Annotated in this window: 17 protein-coding genes; 10 read left to right on the plus strand and 7 right to left on the minus strand. The window is 43.4% G+C overall.

Features of this window, described 5'->3' with window-relative positions:
- Window positions 1–521: 521 nt before the first annotated feature.
- Complete coding sequence (locus tag NC796_RS15585) at window positions 522–1,304, minus strand: hypothetical protein (RefSeq protein ID WP_310685704.1); 783 nt, start codon at window positions 1,302–1,304, stop codon at window positions 522–524.
- A 236-nt stretch (window positions 1,305–1,540) separates the two neighbouring features.
- Between NC796_RS15585 and NC796_RS15590 the strand changes: the two genes are divergently transcribed.
- Window positions 1,541–1,987 carry a low molecular weight phosphatase family protein gene (locus NC796_RS15590; protein WP_310685705.1) on the plus strand — a complete coding sequence of 149 codons (447 nt, stop codon included), beginning with the start codon at window positions 1,541–1,543 and terminating at the stop codon, window positions 1,985–1,987.
- A 29-nt stretch (window positions 1,988–2,016) separates the two neighbouring features.
- Here the strand turns inward: NC796_RS15590 and NC796_RS15595 are convergent, their stop codons facing one another.
- The 4 genes from NC796_RS15595 to NC796_RS15610 form a co-directional block, all read right to left on the minus strand.
- Window positions 2,017–2,829, minus strand: coding sequence for a carbon-nitrogen hydrolase family protein (locus NC796_RS15595; protein WP_310685707.1), 813 nt, complete (start codon window positions 2,827–2,829; stop codon window positions 2,017–2,019).
- A 141-nt stretch (window positions 2,830–2,970) separates the two neighbouring features.
- Window positions 2,971–4,005, minus strand: a complete 1,035-nt coding sequence (locus NC796_RS15600; protein ID WP_310685709.1) for a DUF5050 domain-containing protein — start codon at window positions 4,003–4,005, stop codon at window positions 2,971–2,973.
- A 159-nt stretch (window positions 4,006–4,164) separates the two neighbouring features.
- The gene (locus NC796_RS15605) at window positions 4,165–5,796 is read right to left on the minus strand and encodes an acyl-CoA carboxylase subunit beta (RefSeq protein WP_310685711.1); all 1,632 of its coding nucleotides are present in this window, start codon (window positions 5,794–5,796) and stop codon (window positions 4,165–4,167) included.
- Between the two features lie 112 nt (window positions 5,797–5,908).
- Complete coding sequence (locus NC796_RS15610; protein WP_310685712.1) at window positions 5,909–6,859, minus strand: CHAD domain-containing protein; 951 nt, start codon at window positions 6,857–6,859, stop codon at window positions 5,909–5,911.
- A gap of 320 nt (window positions 6,860–7,179) precedes the next feature.
- Between NC796_RS15610 and NC796_RS15615 the strand changes: the two genes are divergently transcribed.
- The 4 genes from NC796_RS15615 (at window position 7,180) to ftsE (ending at window position 11,164) form a co-directional block, all read left to right on the plus strand.
- Window positions 7,180–8,595 carry a GWxTD domain-containing protein gene (locus NC796_RS15615; protein ID WP_310685714.1) on the plus strand — a complete coding sequence of 472 codons (1,416 nt, stop codon included), beginning with the start codon at window positions 7,180–7,182 and terminating at the stop codon, window positions 8,593–8,595.
- A gap of 126 nt (window positions 8,596–8,721) precedes the next feature.
- The gene (pdxA, locus tag NC796_RS15620; protein ID WP_310685715.1) at window positions 8,722–9,717 is read left to right on the plus strand and encodes a 4-hydroxythreonine-4-phosphate dehydrogenase PdxA; all 996 of its coding nucleotides are present in this window, start codon (window positions 8,722–8,724) and stop codon (window positions 9,715–9,717) included.
- The gene (locus tag NC796_RS15625; protein WP_310685716.1) at window positions 9,714–10,499 is read left to right on the plus strand and encodes a class I SAM-dependent methyltransferase; all 786 of its coding nucleotides are present in this window, start codon (window positions 9,714–9,716) and stop codon (window positions 10,497–10,499) included. Before pdxA ends, NC796_RS15625 begins: the two co-directional genes overlap by 4 nt.
- Window positions 10,481–11,164: a cell division ATP-binding protein FtsE gene (gene ftsE / locus NC796_RS15630; RefSeq protein WP_310685718.1), complete on the plus strand. Its 684-nt coding sequence runs from the start codon at window positions 10,481–10,483 to the stop codon at window positions 11,162–11,164. Before NC796_RS15625 ends, ftsE begins: the two co-directional genes overlap by 19 nt.
- Window positions 11,165–11,373: 209 nt before the next feature.
- Here the strand turns inward: ftsE and NC796_RS15635 are convergent, their stop codons facing one another.
- The gene (locus tag NC796_RS15635) at window positions 11,374–11,784 is read right to left on the minus strand and encodes a hypothetical protein (protein ID WP_310685719.1); all 411 of its coding nucleotides are present in this window, start codon (window positions 11,782–11,784) and stop codon (window positions 11,374–11,376) included.
- 493 nt (window positions 11,785–12,277) lie between these two features.
- Between NC796_RS15635 and queG the strand changes: the two genes are divergently transcribed.
- Window positions 12,278–13,255, plus strand: a complete 978-nt coding sequence (queG, locus tag NC796_RS15640; protein ID WP_310685721.1) for a tRNA epoxyqueuosine(34) reductase QueG — start codon at window positions 12,278–12,280, stop codon at window positions 13,253–13,255.
- 212 nt (window positions 13,256–13,467) lie between these two features.
- Here queG and NC796_RS15645 read toward each other — a convergent pair whose 3' ends face one another.
- Window positions 13,468–14,097, minus strand: coding sequence for a sigma-70 family RNA polymerase sigma factor (locus tag NC796_RS15645; RefSeq protein WP_310685722.1), 630 nt, complete (start codon window positions 14,095–14,097; stop codon window positions 13,468–13,470).
- Between the two features lie 182 nt (window positions 14,098–14,279).
- On the opposite strand from NC796_RS15645, the gene NC796_RS15650 reads away from it, so the two are divergent.
- The 4 genes from NC796_RS15650 (at window position 14,280) to NC796_RS15665 (ending at window position 17,933) form a co-directional block, all read left to right on the plus strand.
- Entirely contained in the window at window positions 14,280–15,023 is a 744-nt protein-coding gene (locus NC796_RS15650; RefSeq protein ID WP_310685723.1) for a hypothetical protein, read from the plus strand.
- Window positions 15,024–15,280: 257 nt separating this feature from the next.
- Window positions 15,281–16,621 carry a DUF5343 domain-containing protein gene (locus NC796_RS15655; protein ID WP_310685724.1) on the plus strand — a complete coding sequence of 447 codons (1,341 nt, stop codon included), beginning with the start codon at window positions 15,281–15,283 and terminating at the stop codon, window positions 16,619–16,621.
- A 152-nt stretch (window positions 16,622–16,773) separates the two neighbouring features.
- Window positions 16,774–17,037: a hypothetical protein gene (locus NC796_RS15660; RefSeq protein ID WP_310685725.1), complete on the plus strand. Its 264-nt coding sequence runs from the start codon at window positions 16,774–16,776 to the stop codon at window positions 17,035–17,037.
- 560 nt (window positions 17,038–17,597) lie between these two features.
- Window positions 17,598–17,933 carry a cupin domain-containing protein gene (locus NC796_RS15665; RefSeq protein ID WP_310685726.1) on the plus strand — a complete coding sequence of 112 codons (336 nt, stop codon included), beginning with the start codon at window positions 17,598–17,600 and terminating at the stop codon, window positions 17,931–17,933.
- Window positions 17,934–17,957 lie beyond the last annotated feature (24 nt).

Consider the following 17,957-nt stretch of genomic DNA (forward strand, 5'->3'; position numbering starts at 1 on the left):
TTATCACAACCGTATCAAATGCAAGGTATTTTGGGAAATAGCGGAAAAACCTTGCATTTGAATCGCTAATTTAGTCTCCCAAGGTATTGGTAAATAATGACTTAGCACTCGCCTGAGGAAGCCCTACTTAAAACGGCTTAAAAATGAAGATCCATCTAGTCTTTTCCCGAAAAAAAATAATCCTCATTAGAATTGTAGTAAATATCGAATCGAGACAAAATAGATTTTTGTTTCTAGCACCCTTCATTATAAGCCTCAAGAAAAATTGATGGATGAAAGCTAAAATTGTTTCCAATCTCCCACCTTATCTCATTTCCGAGTCTTAACTGCGGTAAAATGCTCCATGTATCCGAAAATCGACAAATTTAAGATTGTAATATCAATTAAGCTCAAATTTCCATTCTAAGCGCCTATAACTAGAAAACAATACTAGATCACCCTTAAATTCGGGTGGTTTATGGTGGATTACACCAAATCCAGGATTTCAACCTCTTAAGAATAGTTCAAACTTATCCGACAACTCATTCCATTTTTTGTTGAAGTTCCGGTAGAAGTACCTCTTTTACCCAGTAATAATCCGGATCAATTTGAAGTGCAGTTTGATAGGCCTCTTTTGCAAGTGCTAGTCGTTCCTGTTCAATATAAGCCTGGGCCAGCCACGCATAATTTTCGGCTTCACCCCAGTCGGGATACGGTTCACTGGATGAGCTCCATTGTCCAAAATAATCCCTAGCCTTTTTAAACGTCTTAATTGCCTTTTCAATACTTCCACCAAACATTGCGGGTTTATACATCAGGCTGATACCGTTAATCATGGTCACCCTGGGGTTTTGTGGGACCAACGCCAGCGCTTTTTTAATCGCATTTTCTGATTTTGGTCCATACCGCATCCCGGAAATCATTCCTGTGGCCTTCATACCGTAGCAATTCCCCAGCAAGGCCCAGCCTTCAGCAAAAGTTGGATCCATTTCAGTTACCTTTTCCAATTTTTTAATACTCGCATTGAGATATTGCTCTTTTCTATCCTCTGGAATATCGGAAAATAAGCTGCTGAGCCGGTAATTGGCGTATGCGATATAGTAATTGGCCAGCATGCTGTACTCATGATTTGGAATAAACCCTTCAAAGTTGTTCTTGGCGGCGATCAACTCCTGCTTATCGCCATTAGTAATTGCTGAATCAAGCTTTGTTTTTGTCTCTAGAAAAGTTTTGGCAGCTGAGTCATCCCTTACTTCACTTTGTACAGGGAATAATCCCAACAGGAGTAAAAAAACTGAAGTTATTGTAACTATCTGTTTCAACATATCTCTAATTTTCATTATACCCGGCACGATTAAACTATTTTGCTGATGCCGGAGTTCATAAGTGACTCAATGATCGGAGTACTTCATTTGATTTAAAATTAAGTAGCTGAATCTACGGTTTATTTAACTTTTTATATTAAATAAGTTCCATTTATCAGAGTTAAAGAATAGGTGAATTCCAGGACTTTTTTTCATAAACTTTGGGGCTGAATATTCCAACTTTACGATCCCTCTTTATGAATTCTGTTCTATTTCTCTGTACCGGTAATTACTATCGCAGCCGGATGGCGGAAGAACTCTTTAATTTTTGGGCCCAAGCTACCGAACTGCCGTGGAAAGCTCAATCTGCAGGACTCCGCAAGGACATGTCAAAATCACCAAATGAGGGCCCGATCTCTGAACATGCGGTCCATATGCTCACCAAAAATGGCTACCCGGTGGCCACCCGCAATCGTTACCCCCGCAGTGTGGCAGAAAAAGAGCTCAAAGTACATGATATGGTTATCTGCCTGCACAGAACGGAGCACGAACCGATGCTTCACAAGCGGTTTCCCAAAAATAAAGCTGAGATCATGTATTGGGAAGTGCCGGACGTTCAGTACATGGAGCCGGAAGAAGCGTTCAGTCGCATAAAAAAAGAAGTGAGCCAGCTAATTTCTATTTTGAGCTCTACCAACCAGTGATTCAACTTTAATAATTAATCCTACCAGGTCTAATAAATTCTGCGGTGATCAAGAGAAGGAATACGTTTGCGCACTTCTTTTATACGATTGAGATCAATTTCAGCGATCGCCATCCCAATTCCTGTACCTGCATCAGCCAGCATATCCCCCCAGGGATCGATAATTAGGCTGTGACCATGCGTTTTCCGCTTTTTCCCGTGTGTTCCGGTTTGTGCGGGAGCGAATACATACGAAGTGTTTTCTATGGCCCTGGCCCTCAGCAGCGGTTCCCAGTGATCTTTGCCGGTTGTGGCAGTAAACGCCGACGGCACACAGAGAATCTCTGCCATCCGTTCGGTTAGTGAACGATAGAGCTCGGGAAATCGCAAATCGTAACAAATACTTAACCCGATGTTCCCTATTTCCTGCGTCCTGCTTACAACGGGCTGATTTCTGCCCGACTCCACATAGTCAGACTCCCGGTAGCTCTCTCCTTCCGGTAGCTCCACATCAAAAAGGTGAATTTTATTGTACCTGGCCACTGTCCTCCCATCTGGATCGATAAGCAATGACCGGTTGTATACCTTGCCATTTTCCGCGGGTGCTGAAAAACTCCCTCCCAAGAGATAAATCTCAAATTCCTTTGCTGCTTGTTCAAGAAATTCAGGCGTGCGTTCCGCAATTTTCTCAGACTGTTCTAATCTCACATTTAAATCACCTAAAAAGGTAAAATTTTCTGGTAAGCCAACGAACAAGGCACCTTCTCCCGCAGCTTTCTTAATTAGCGCATACGCCTGTTCCAGGTTGTGTTCAAAGTTGGGTTGACTGTTCATTTGGATGGCAGCCGCCCGGAAGAATTTCATAATTACTTATATTGAAGGATTAACTATTCAGCGTACAAACCTGATATTAGCGATAGAACACTTTGGTTGCCAGAGAGGCAAACCTTTTTAAATCGATTAAGGTAAATACATGTTAGGGAAATGGTCCTATAGTACAAAATACTAATTGCTGACAAGTTCTTGTCCTGTACCGTCGGTTGAGATCATAAAAAGCCGGGTTTCTCCTTCCTGAGTAGACAGATAAGCAACTTTCCTGCCATCAGGTGACCAGGCTCCACAATATTCATTGCCTTCGTCATAGGTCAAACGCCGGATATTCTCTCCATCCGAATCCATAATAAAGAGGTCGAATCCCCCGTCTCCACGATCTGAAGAAAATAGAATTTGGTTGCCATCTGGTGACCATACCGGGGAAATGTCGTAGGAAGGATTATCAGTCAATTTTCGTTTGTCTTTCCCATCGGAATTCATCACCCAAATATCAAAAAATCCGGATTCGTTTGAGATGTACGCAACGTTCTTGCCATCCGGAGACCAAACGGGATCGAGATTATATGCAGGAGAATAGGTTAGCCGTGTCTGCTCGGTCCCATCCGCATTCATCACGTAAATTTCCGGCTGGTAGTCGCGACCCGAAACAAAAACGATCCGTTTTCCATCTGGTGAAAAACGCGGTTGAAGATCACTTGCATCATTCCAGGTCAACGGTTGTCGGTCTCTCCCCCGCCGGTTCATTTTGTAGATTTCATAATTTCCTCTTTCACTCCGTAGATGAGCTAAAATTGTTCGGCCATCTGGCGACCAGTTTGGCAGGTAACCATCCCGGGCATATGTTTCATACAGCCCCTTGATTTTATAGACTATGGTGTCAGGAGGATGTGGCGGAACAGTGCTTTCGCGGTCGGAATAAAAGGCGATATTTCGTCCAGTGGGCGACCAGGCGGGATAAAGATCGTTCGCGGGGTGATCAGTGATTTGCTCCATAGAATCATCACTGAGATTAACGATATACACATCGTAGTTTCCGCTGTAGGAGGCTGAAAAGGCCAGTTTTTGCCCGTCTGGTGACCAGTAGGGTCCTGTGGCAATGCGGCCGTCCGGCGTGTAAGCTTGGGCACAAATAGTTTCTACATTGGCAAATAACCAGAACGTCAACAAGACCAAAAGATAACATGAACGGAGTTTAACTATAAGCATTAGGAACTCCTTCCTTAAGCAGGGTTTACCGGAGTTAATGCAATATGCTACCCTGCGCAACGAAATTCAATACGTCAAAATACTTTACCCGGAATAAGTTTGTATGAGATAACTATATTTATTAACACTAATCACCTTAAGTTATTGTGGTGCATAGACTTATACTTGTATTACTCCCGTTTTGAAATCTTCAATATCAGGATTGTGATCGGCGCATTGAATGGCTTTGGAAATCTTGCCACGCGTCTCCACGGGATTTATGATAGCATCAATCCACAGGCGAGCCGCAGCGTAGCGAACATCTGTCTGGTGCTCGTAGCGCTCGCTGATCTCTTTCATGATCTCCTCCTGCTCTTCTTCGGTGATCTCTTTACCCTGCTTCTCCAGTGTTCTGACTTTAATCTGTGTCAACACTTTGGCGGCCTGCGTTCCACCCATAACAGCGATCTGTGCAGAAGGCCAGGCGTACATAAACCGTGGATCATAAGCGCGACCACACATCGCATAGTTACCCGCCCCGTAGCTATTGCCGATCACGATGGTAATCTTAGGGACCGTACTGTTGGCCACAGCGTTTACCATTTTGGCTCCATCTTTGATAATACCCCCGTGCTCCGCCCGTTTTCCGATCATAAATCCCGTCACATCCTGGAAAAAAATGATGGGAATTTTTTTCTGGTTGCAGTTCATAATAAACCGGGCTGCTTTGTCGGCGCTGTCGGAATAGATGACGCCGCCGATCTGCATCTCCCCCTGCTTGTTTTTCACTACTTTTCGCTGATTGGCTACGATCCCAACGCTCCACCCGTCAATTCGGGCATAACCAGTAATTAACGTCTGTCCATATCCTTTTTTGAACTCAGTAAAACTGTCCTTATCGACGATACATTCCAGGACGTTATTCATATCATACGCCTTGGTCCGATCTTCCGGGAATACCTCGAAGATATCTTTTGGATCCCTGGCTGGTGGTTTCGCCTCTTTCCTGTTAAAACCAGCTTTGTCAAACGGTCCGAGTTTATCCACGAGGTCTCGAATTGTACTAAGGCACTCCTCATCATTTTCCATTTTGTAGTCAGTGACTCCACTGATTTCGGTATGAGTAGTAGCGCCGCCCAGTGTCTCATTGTCCACATTTTCTCCTATAGCGGCTTTTACCAGGTAGCTGCCGGCCAGGAATACGCTCCCTGTCCCGTCCACGATCAGAGCCTCATCGCTCATTATTGGCAGGTAAGCCCCTCCTGCTACGCAGCTCCCCATAATGGCGGCAATTTGCGGGATGCCTTTGGCACTGATGACAGCATTATTCCTGAAAATACGCCCAAAGTGTTCCTTGTCGGGAAATATTTCATCCTGCATCGGCAGGTAAACACCGGCTGAATCCACCAAATAAATGATCGGGAGATGGTTCTCAATGGCAATTTCCTGGGCCCGCAGATTTTTCTTTGCCGTAATCGGAAACCAAGACCCTGCCTTCACCGTGGAGTCGTTGGCAACAATCACACACTGCCGACCTGATACCTGCCCAATTCCAATGACAACACCCCCGGCCGGGCATCCGCCTTCATCCTCGTACATCTCAAAACCGGCCCAAAGTCCCAGCTCATTTAGTTCGGTACCCTGATCGATAAGCCGTTGGATACGTTCCCTGGCGGTGAGTTTACCTTGCTTGTGCTGTTTTTCAATTCGCTGGGCCCCTCCTCCCTGTTTTATCTCCGACTCGGCTTGCTGTATCTCTTTTATTTTAGACTGTATGGCGTGTAATTCTGATGAATCATTCGTAGAACTCATAGTAACTGACCCGATTTTTTAGCTGTGAAGAGACTGCAGGCGTCAAAAAAATAAACAAATTCTCCACCTGTTACTAATCATTGAATCAGTTCGAGATCTGTTTATAAATAAACTACGTATGCTCCAGTTTCTTGGGTTGTACTATTATGCCATTGCTTATCTCTTGCTGATGAATGTTCCAGTAGAGTTCTATTCGATCGCAAAAATCACCAGGGGTATCAAAATAGAACTTCTCCCCTTTCATCAGGGCGTGTTCTTTCATTAACCGCCTGTGTTTTTCTACAATAGCATTGAATAGTAGTTTCTCAGTTTCATCAGTGAAGGGTTCACCAAGTTGTTTAATGGCAAGGTGAAGATTATGCAAATCTTTAAACGTACCGGTAAAATTGGTAATATCATGTAATTCATCTTCGAGTGTTTCAAACATTTGGGGCCAAAGGCGGTTAAGAACGTCAAGCTGATAACGCAGGTACTTTCCTCTCTTTCGCCACTCATGTAAATCTTCAACGCCCCCATTTTTCTTTGAATTTTGCAATCCCTTGCGACCTCGTTTGTATGTGCGCTTAATACTCGGACGTATATCATCGAATGTTTTAATATCGATCGGCCATCCGGATATTGCTTTAATCTTTTTCTCTACAGATTTCCTTATTTTTTCAAGTCGATTCTCTTCTCGGAATACCTTTTTAGCCACCTTCTCCCGATCTTGCTGTAATTCGTCTTCCAGAACGTTGAATGACTTCTCATACAGTTGAGAGTCATACTGCTCCAACAGAACATTTAAAGTCTCAATATTGGCTGTACGATCCCGTATCCCAGAAATCTCCCGCCCCAGATCCCGGAACCAGGCATTCTCCTTTTTATAGTACTCAATATGGTCACGAACCAGCCGCAGGCAACCCCTGATTTTCTTAAACGCCTTTCGTGTTTCGTGGACTGCTTTGTGCTTTTCGTCCATGGTATCAGATTTTTTCAAATAATCCAGTGCCGTATTGCACTCGTTGATCATCAATCGTTTCAGGCCAATTGAAAAATCTTCAGTATAGGCAAGTTGAATACTCATGCAGGTAATTTCCATTTTAGTTAATCACACGCAGTTGACAAAAGGATGAATCGAAGAATTAAAATTCTGCGAATGAGAACTTTTTTTGGAACAAGTTTTCTTAAGGAGCATTTTTCGTAGCTATAACAACAATAAATTGCATAGTTGAGTTTAATTTAGCAATCACTTCAAAGTAGAATAATACTCAATTCTAAATGCGTTCTAACAAACAATAACCGATGAGCAGGAAAGTTAGATAGAATAGGTAAACAAATTTTAGAATGCTGCACGGGAATATTAAATTGTTATCGAAACTGTTTAAAAAATAAATCATCAAATACGTGACTATCTCAAAAAAGGTATCCTACACAATACTCTCTTTGTTGCTACTAATGATGATAGGTTTACCGGTTCAGGCTCAGCGGGGTATTTCGTATGAGCAACTGGCAAACCAGCAGAGAGAGCAGAATATATTCATTGACAACTTTACTCTGCCCGGCAGCCAGGCGGGAACGGTGCAGTTTGTTACGACTTTCCGAATCGACTATAACCTGTTGCCCTTTAAAAAATATGACGGTTCGGAGGAAGGGAGAAACTTTTTCAGTACTATCGGGATGAATATTGAGATATTCCGAGATCCCAATCCACCGGAAAAACGCAGGCGCAACAGGGATTTTTCTGTTGAGGGACTAGAACCGGTGGACCGAACTTTTTGGAAGGATACCGCCTATGCCGAAAACTATGAGCAGACGAAATCCAAAAACAAATTTATCACTGGCAAGTTGGTTTCCGAGCTAAAGCCGGGAAATTACAGCTATATTCTGCAATTTACCCGTGGTGAGCAGGTGGATGGACGAACATCCAGGAAAAGATTTGTAAAAATTAAACCCTATCAAGAAAAGAAGGCAGGCCATATAATCCTGGCTGAAAGCGTAGACAAGGCAACCGGCTCGGGAACCTCAGATTCTATTCAACTGCTCAATTTTGGAACAAACGTTTATTACGGGAAGGATTTTTACGCCTTTGCTCATCTGCCTGGGTTCCAGCCGTCTGACAACTATAGCTTCAATGTTCATACAGTGGATATCAGTGAACGCGATACCACAAAAAAGGAATTGATCCATTCGGGTAACATCAGGCAGGATCAGATCTATGGAAGCATAAAACCGGAATTGACAACGCAAAATTCGTTAGAACACCTGGTACTAAAAGAAGTTTCAAACGGGTCAGCCTATGCACTGCTAACCATTCCCAACAGCCGGTTTATGAATGCAGAATATCTACTGGAAGTTAGCAAGGAAGGACAGAAAGAACCTGTAGCCAAAGCTGTTTTTCGTTCTAGATGGATTGAGATGCCTACAAGTCTACTGAATGTAAATGTGGCAATAGATATGCTGCGGTTTATTGAAAAAGAAGAAACGGTCCGACAGATGAAATCAGGGTCGAATGCGGAGAAAGAGAATAAGTTTCGGGCATTCTGGGAGAAGCGGGATCCCACCCCGAAAACTGAGTTTAATGAGCTTATGGCTGAATATTATCGCAGAATTGATTATGCCTACGAAGAGTTTTCAACAATCAATGTTCAGGGTTATAATACTGACCAGGGAAATATTTACATCCGGTTCGGCCCTCCCAAAAATATAGAGCGCAGGTTTCCGCCCGGAGAGCCTGCAGTGGAAATCTGGCAGTATGATAACCGAAAGTTTGTTTTTAGGGCTGTAAGTGGATTCGGGGAGTTCAAATTGGTTTCTAATTAATCCTTTTTAAGACTAAAAAAATAGTTGCGTCGGTTTACAATTTATAACCGTATGCAGTATCCTTGCACTGCGTAAAAAGTTCCTGAATCATCACATTACTGTTTGAATTAGCACAAATAGAATAACATGAGCGTACGTATTGCTATCAGCATTGGAGATTACAATGGTATAGGTCCCGAAGTTGTTTTAAAATCACTCAAGAGTAACAAGCTAACCGATTGCACACCAATTATTTTAGGTGATTCAAAAATTGTAGATTTCTATAGTGATTTGCTTGATATCCCACTGGAATATAACACAGCTGGAACCATGGAATCGGTTGTTGAGGGCCAGGTGAATGTGCTTAAATGCATGGATGAGCGGACGATAGAGCTCGCACCGGGCTCCCTGTCAAAGACGGCCGGGAAGTGTGCGATGTTGGCTGTGGAAAAAGGTATTGAATTGTGCAAGTCCGGACAGGCTGATGCCCTGGTTACTGCTTCGATCTCTAAAGAGGCGGTAAACCTGGCCGGCTATCATATTCCGGGGCACACCGAGTTTTTAGCTGAAAAGACGAAGACCGACGACTTTATTATGATGATGGTCAACCAGGAGCTGCGCATCGGGCTTATCTCCACGCACGTGCCGCTGGTTGAGGCTGGTAAATGGGTCTCCAGGGAACGGGTCGTTCGTTATATCAATATTCTCAGCAAAAGCCTGAGACAAGATTTCGGCATATCGTCCCCCAAAATTGCGGTATTGGGCTTGAATCCCCACGCCGGGGACGGGGGCATGATTGGACGTGAAGAGCTTGATACCATCACACCTGCCATCAGGGAAGCCGATTCTGATCACCATATTGTGGAGGGCCCCTTCCCTGCCGATGGTTTTTTTGGAAATCGAACGTACAAACGGTTTGATGGCATCTTGGCGATGTATCACGACCAGGGATTAATCCCATTTAAAACAATCTCATTTGGTGCCGGTGTTAATTTTACTGCCGGACTCCCGATCATCCGAACCTCTCCCGACCACGGCACAGCATTCGATATAGCGGGACAAGGCAAGGCCAATCCCGATTCCTTCCGCCAGGCGTACGACTTGGCGAAATCGTTGGCAAAAAAACGAAAAGAGTCGGCATGAAATCGCACAGCAGCCCGGAATATAGCAAATTGGCACAGATTTACGACGCCCTCATGGCTGATGTCGATTACGAGGTATGGGCAGATTTTATCGATGAAATCATCCAAACCAATCATCCCGATCCTGTTTCTATCCTGGAGATCGCCTGTGGCACAGGTTCTATCGCTCTTTCACTGGATGAACTGATGTGCTACGACATTGTCGGTACCGATAAATCGGCTGAAATGATTGAAATAGCCCGACAAAAGGCGCGGGATCAGCGGTCCAATGTTGAATTCAAAGTAATGGATTTCCTGGATGTTGACCTCGACAGAACGTTTGATGTGGTTATTTCAACGTTCGACAGCGTCAATTACCTGCACAAGCCGGAACAGATCGTTCGTATGCTTAATGAGTTAAAGAAAGTGTTGACCCCTGAAAGCCTGTTTGTATTTGATTTTACGACCCCAAAAAACTCTATACGTTCCATTGAGTACCTGAATAACGAAGAGGGATACGCCCCCGGGAACTACCGTTTTTTCCGTAAGAGCAGCTATGATCCCGAGAATCGCATTCACTACAATGCTTTTGATATCGAAAAGCTTGATGAAGACCAGGAGACTGTAATTGAGAAATTCCACGAAGTTCACGAGCAAAAAATTTATACTTTAGCTGAAATGCTTGACATTATCGATGAAACCGACTATAAATTATTGGCAAAATATGAGGATTTTGATCTCATTGATGCCGATGAGTCAAGCTTAAGAATAACTATGGTGTTACAATGCCCTACGATTCAGTAATTGAATTCAATAACGTTTCGGTTCGATATGATCACCGGCCGGTGCTCGACGGTATCTCCTATTCCCTTGAAAACGGTGAGTTTAACTATCTCATTGGTCAGACCGGGGCCGGGAAAAGTTCTTTTTTAAAGTTGATTTACAGGGATATTACGCCTGATTCCGGCACGGTGCGGGTCGCTGATATGGAGGTGAACTCACTGCCCGACAAGAAGGTGCCGTTTCTTCGACGTCGGCTGGGAATTGTTTTCCAGGATTTTCAGCTACTGCCCGACCGGACGGTCTATGAAAATGTAGCTTTTGCCCTGGAAGTCACTGGACAGAAAGGCAGTTTCATCAAACAGCGGGCGCTTGAGGTGTTGGGAATGGTTGGACTAAGCCACAAGCGAAAAAATATGCCGGGTGACCTCTCCGGCGGTGAACAACAGCGCGTTGTCATTGCCCGGGCCTTGGCCAACGAGCCGCGCATCATGCTGGCCGATGAACCCACCGGCAACCTGGACCCGAAGGCCTCGGCTGAGATCATGCAGCTACTCAAGCAGATTAACAACCGCGGCATGACCGTACTTATGGTGACTCATGATTATGATACGGTCAAACAATATCCCTTTAAAACGCTTAAGCTGGAAAGCGGTAAGATTAAGGAAATTAAAGCACAACAGCTGTAGTAGAACTCGAATGAGACAAATAAAACAGGCCTTTCTGTGATAATTTGAAATAACTGTTTTTATTCGTGTTCCATTATCAATGATTGCACATTTTGGGTATCCCGGCTTATATCTCTCTTTAGCCCTGCCAACCCTTTATTCCTGGACATCTACGCTCGGTAGTTGCCTTCGTCGTCCCACTCCTTTAAGAAAATTAAATCGTCCTTTTTTTATTCATTAAAATTGTACTCTACCCCTATATATGTTTCGAAAAGTGTTTCGCTTTGGTCGGGAGACACCATTACAACTCTGAGCTGATCTACCGTGACAGGGTCATCACCATCATCAATAGAAACTCCTACCTCACGACCTCCATCTCCATGAAAAACACTTGATGAAGAGTATAAAAAACGCGGGCTTATAGAGCCGGATGTATAGGGCTGTACCCACATTCGTGCACCTTCTGAATTGTCGATCATGTATTCGTATGTGATGATCACAAATTCACCATAGGATAAGTCGGCTGGCGACTCCGGATTAATGGAAATAATCTCCATAACATTACTAGCCTCGTCATCCGAGCTGGTGCCGCAACTCATTAATACCAATGAGAGGCTACAAATCAATACTATGCTATACATAATTGATGTTTTCATCGCTTGAACGTTTTTTTAGTTCATAGTGGCTGTTTTGATTAGCATTTGTTACTGGTTATCGGTTATTGCTCACCGATAAAATCTATCCGACAAACCGAGTCGGGGTTCATCTTTGCCACCTTTACAGGCTACGGAACAGAGAAGTATAAAAGGAGAAATGTAAAATGATACTTGGAACATATACGCCTCCCCTTTAATTATTATGTCCCATCTCAGCCCCGTAAATATTTATAGGTATGTTGCACTCCCTTATAAGTAATAATCTAATTATTTACGGCCATCTTGCAAATATGAAAATTACCGGAACGGGCCTCTTTTTATCGTGTCTTCTATGCCCGAAAATGGAGCGCAGATAATGTTGGTTAAGAGGTTTGTACAGGAAATACGATTTTTACAAATGTGTATATTTTATTGTTCTACCTAATCTTCCCTATATTTCTGCGGTAATACGTAATATCCACTTTATCCGCGTTCCATTATGAATTTCACCCAGCGTACGCAACGTGTTCGTGAAGAAGCCCTGCGATTGGGGTTTGATGCCTGTGGTTTTGCCAAAGCGGGTCGGCTGGAGCAGGAAGAACGCCGCCTGGAAGAGTGGCTGAACCAGGGACGACACGGCAACATGAGCTGGATGGAGAACTATTTCGACAAGCGCGTGGATCCGACAAAGCTCGTACCCGGAGCCAAGTCGGTGGTCTCGGTAATGGGCAGTTACTACCATCCCGACCATGAGCGCCAGATAGAGCAGAACGGGTCACCCAAAATTTCCAAGTATGCCCAGGGGCGAGACTATCACAAAGTCTATAAACAGAAGCTGAAAAAGCTCTTCCAATTTACACGCAATCTTGTCGGCAACCTCAGTGGGCGCGTTTTTGTGGATTCAGCCCCGGTTCTCGATAAAGCCTGGGCCAAGCGTGCCGGCATCGGGTGGATCGGCAAGAACTCGAACCTATTAAATAAAGATATCGGCTCATTTACCTTTATCGGGGAAATGATTGTTGATGCAGAATTTGTCTATAGCACTACGGCAACCGACCACTGCGGATCCTGCACACGCTGCATCGATGCCTGTCCTACCAATGCCATCTATGAGCCCTATCGCGTGGACGGGTCCAAGTGTATCTCCTACTTTACTATCGAGCTTAAAGAACAGATTCCCGAAGAATACCGGGACAGCATCGGTGACTGGCTCTACGGTTGCGATATCTGCCAGGATGTATGCCCCTGGAATCGCGAAGCGAGCTACTCCCAAATGGAAGACCTGGCGCCGAGAGACAAAATTCTAAATCACGATATCAATTTCTGGGAAGAGCTGGATCTTGACCAGTACGATGCCCTGTTTGAAGGCAGTGCGATCCGAAGGGCAAGGTTCGAAAAATTCAAGATGAATGCTATAACTGTAAGCAATAACTTAAGTAATCATCAAAAAGAAACGCAACTAAATGAACACCGTTGAGGCTCCCTTTGGAGCTATGGGGAGCCGCTAATCCATGCTATAGCACTTTAATCCACTCTGGTTTATTGTAATCAATTTTGCATCATTTGTGATTGTAAAGCCCGCCGGGTAAAGCTCTCCGTAAATCGTTTTATCGGGACGTTGGAGAATAAACTCTGCCCTCTTCTGCCCTGTTGCCAGATCATAAATATGAAGTGTCGTTGGAGAAATTCCTAAAATCGATCTTTCTTATCTTTAAGGGCTTTATACAGCATTTCACGGGCGCGAAAGATATGCGCTTTGACAGTGCCCAGCGGCTTGTCCAGCACCTCTGCAATCTCTTGATAGCTCTTCTCTTCCATATGGCGCATCTGTATGACTTTGCGGTATTTGGGCGGAAGATCCTCAATCGCCTGCTGCACCATCTGTTGCCGCTGCTGCCGAATGATCTTGCGGTCGGTTGAGGCATCGTCGTCGGGGAGCTGCATCTGCATATCGCCATCCCGGGTCTTGACCGGTTCATCAATCGAAAGCGTTTGTAGCTTTTTCTTCCGGAGGTAATCGATGGTATGGTTGGTTGCAATCCGATACAACCAGGTAGAAAACGCGTAATTGGTGCTGTAGGTGTTCAGATTATCAAAAGCTTTAACGAACGTCTCCTGGACAAGATCTTCTACCTGCTTTTTATCCTTGACCATTTTGAGGATGTGGAAATAGATAGCGCGCTCATATTTATTCACCAACTTTTTATAGGCTTTTTCATCCCCACCGATGGCTTTTTTTACCAATACATCGTCCTCAAGACTACTTTCCGAAGGATTTTCTCTTGGGGACTGTGATTTTTGTTGCTCAGAATCCGACATAAAATGTTACAGACAGTTGTTCTTGTATCTCAAAATCGGTGTTAAACTTACAGAAACTGAAACTATTTTCCCATTCTGAAGTTAGAACTTCATGGTACAACTTGCTGTTTGATCTGGACAGTAAAATCAATTTCCGAACCTATACATTTACTCATCTTAACTTCTTTGGATCAATTGGTATCATGAAAATATTATATAGGACTTTTTACGCGTTGGTTACTGTATTAATCTTCATACCCTCAACATTATATGCCCAGAGCAATACTTTTGATCGTGTCCCGCTTTACCAGTCCTTTTTCCGTGATGCCCCGATCTCTGAGGTTCCTTATGGGAACGGTTTCTATAGCTATTCCAACTATGATTTCCTTGATATAACTACGGCAGGCGTCCAGGCCGGGTACGCAGTCTCTCCTAATATTGAAATAGGGTCAGGGGTTTATTATGTAACCCGCATGCCCGATGAAGTAGACAGCGAATCGGCTATTGCAGATATTCCAGTGTATGGTCGATATAATTTCATGGCAGAACAAACAAAGCTGTCAGGTGGTGCATTTGTCACGGTTCCCATTGGTAGCAAAGATATTGGTGAAGGCAACCTAAACTTCGGTTTATTTGGTGCTCTTCGTCACCCGCTGAGCGAAGATGTGGTTCTCACAGGTACACTGGGTATCGATTTCCTGGATACAGCGATAGAAGATTACGAGGCATCGATGAATCTCGGCACAGGTCTTATCTACCAGGCACGGGAAAATCTTTACCTGCTGAATGAACTTAAGATACGATCTGACCTGGATTACTCGGCTATCAGCAGTGGCATCAACTATGAGCTGGCCGATTTTACCCAGCTCCGCGCCCACCTCCTGCTCGGCCTTGATGATACAGCTCCTGACTTTGGATTTACTGGAGGTTTAAACTTTAACTTATAGTAGTGACTATTAAAATTTCTTAATGTCAAGATCACAATCATATCGTCCTCTTGACTCTAAAATGGCTTTGAATTCTGCGAATTTGTAAGGAGATGGCGAATGAATACGTAGGGGAATCTACTACAATTGTGCGTAAACAGTTGATTATAATGCATATTAAAGTAAATTAATTGTGAGAAATACCAAAAATCATCATTATGATATTTCTCGTGTGACAAACTTTCGCACAATCATCAACAAATGGCTATTACTTACTTATGGGACTCACAGAAAAATTTCTAGTTAATGCAACCAATCTCAAACCAATCTTTGAGAAAATAAGAACAGCTGACCAACTTCCCGATTCTATTGACAGGGAGTTCCTCCAAGAGTTAGGCTTCAATCAAGACCCCGACTACCTGGTTCTTCCAGTGCTCAGGGTACTTAACCTGATCCAGGAGGACGGTACTCCAACTGAGTTAATAGAAAAATTCCGTAACCAGGACACAACCCAGCCATTGGCGTATGGCCTTATCCAGGCTTATAGTGACCTCTTCGAGAAGAATCCTAAAGTGTATAGTTCTTCGACGGATGAATTAGTTGGTCAGATACAGGATGGTTTATCCTCCGAAAAGTCTGATATAATACTCAAATATATGGCCAACACTTTTCAGGCACTTGTTAATTATATTGGACCAGAGAATATTGAATTGGTATTGGAGGAGCGAGTCTCAGAAAGTTCTTCTATTGAATCTGTGGTAAAAGAAATAGCCCAAAAATACAGTACTGAAACTGTCGAGGTTTCTCAAAGTAACGGAACCCCGATTACTAAGGTACAGGATATCCCATCCGTTAAGGAATCATCAATACCCAGTGATGATAATGCAAAGGAGACAGAGCCAACTGAAGGACACCTGGAAAATAAGAACAATCACTCAAATCAAGAAAATATGAATTCTGATGCCAGAACAGTAGATACTTCGGAAGAGAGTTCACCCCAAAACCAAGCCCAGAATGGTGGAAAGTCTATGGAGAATTCGGTCAAAGACCAAGAAGAACAGATAGAACCTTTTGACATAGAACTTTCTCAGCAAAACGACCTCGGTAGCTTGAAGCCAAACTCCCACTACCTTAACCGGGCTTATATTAAGAGGGCTGCATTGGCATTCGATTTAGGACAGTATGAAAAGGCAATGCCAGCCTTGGAAGCTGTGATTAAACGTTTCGCTAATTCAGATAGTCCCGAGTTATATCGTCATGGGTCTATTGCTCTGATCAAAAAAATGCAGCTTGCAGAGAAACTTGACAGGAAAGATGAACTGCTACCGATTTATGATTCAATTATAGAACGGCTGGAAAATTCTGAGGAAGAAAAGTTTATCCCCCAGGTAGACCATGCCTTTATCTCCAAAGCGGAAATGCTCCTGCAGGACAACCGCCACAAAGAGGCATTGGATGTAATTACTTCAGCGATAAAACGATTCAGAAAGGCTAATCGAAACCAAGAGTTTCTGGCTAAAGCAATGTTTAAGCAAGCCGAACTATTTGAGCATTTAGGGAAAGAGGAACAAGCCTTGGAAGGATATGAAGCATATGTGGAATATTTTGAGTCCATGTAAAATACATCTTCATTACTTATTCCAAACTATCTGACTTTTTTAAAGTTACAACAGCTAGATATGTTTGGATCACATAAAGATACAATTAGCTAAGTTTGCATTGAGCTACAAGTCGAGTTGAGAACTGTTTTTAATAATTAGAGAGGTTTCTTATGAACAAGCAAAAAAAACGATTATTTCAATCCCTGCAACAGCAGTTGATTTATGAAATTCACTTTGTAGATAACGTGAGTAAAGCCTACAAGGATAAGGAGCAAGAGTTGGAGATTGTCGATTTCGATTATAAAGGTGCACCCTACAAATTAAAATTGAATGGTAAAATTATGCTTGAAACCAATCGGGATGAATTCGATGTAAATTCTTTCCGTGACTTGGTTAATGGGCTAATAAAATCAAATTACAAGGGCAAGGCATAACAACTAAATTCGACAACTTACCTCCTTCTGTGTTAGCAACTAGAATCTTTTAGGGAATTTCCAAAAAGTCAGTGGAGATGGTCTACAATTCTACTTCCATAGTACGCGACCCTTCTACCAGGAATTTTATCTAAAATGATTTTATGATAATGGGTTGTACTTAATATTATTAAATAACCTGGGTTCAACATAAGAACCACTCAAAATAGTAACTGTCATCGCGAGGAGACTTGTTGGCTCAAGGATAAGGTCGAAGTGGCGATCTCCCCGTTCGTTTTCTGTTCAGTTACTGAGAGATTGCCTCCCGACAGGTGTCGGGATCCCGATGGTAACTTAATTCCTCGCAATGACAGGTTTTATCTCGAACTGACGTTAAATAGTATTTAATTGGCTTGCTAAAACGCGATAAGCCTATCTACACTATGCCTTTTCTGAGGTTATAATATTCATTAAAAACACTTAAAACTCTGAAGAAATTTTATGCTAAACTTCAGGGTATGTTTCATTGTTTAGTTAGTGGATAAGTCCTTATATAAAAACACAATGTTAGGGAGGTAACTATGAACCAGGGACATATAGATGCGGGAGAAGTGGTAAGCCTTGAAACGTTAAAAGAGGACATGTCGCCGGACGCCAGCTATGCCCTTATTAAAACGCCGGATATGGAAGTTATCAGGATGGTTGTGCCGAAAGGAAGAGAGATTGACGAACACAGCGTTAAAGGAGAGATGTCCATACAATGCCTCGAGGGCCGCGTTCAGGTAAACCTTGAGGATGGTTCTAAAGAGCTGACCAAAGGAGCCTGGCTATATCTTAACAGGAAGCAACCCCACTCCATCAGTGCTGAAACGGATGCGGTGCTGCTCGTAACAATCCTGTTTACATCCGACTCCTGAATTAGTTTAACGTCAACTCGGGAT

This window comes from Aliifodinibius sp. S!AR15-10, assembly GCF_031569985.1.
GTDB lineage: Bacteria > Bacteroidota > Rhodothermia > Balneolales > Balneolaceae > JAMQKA01.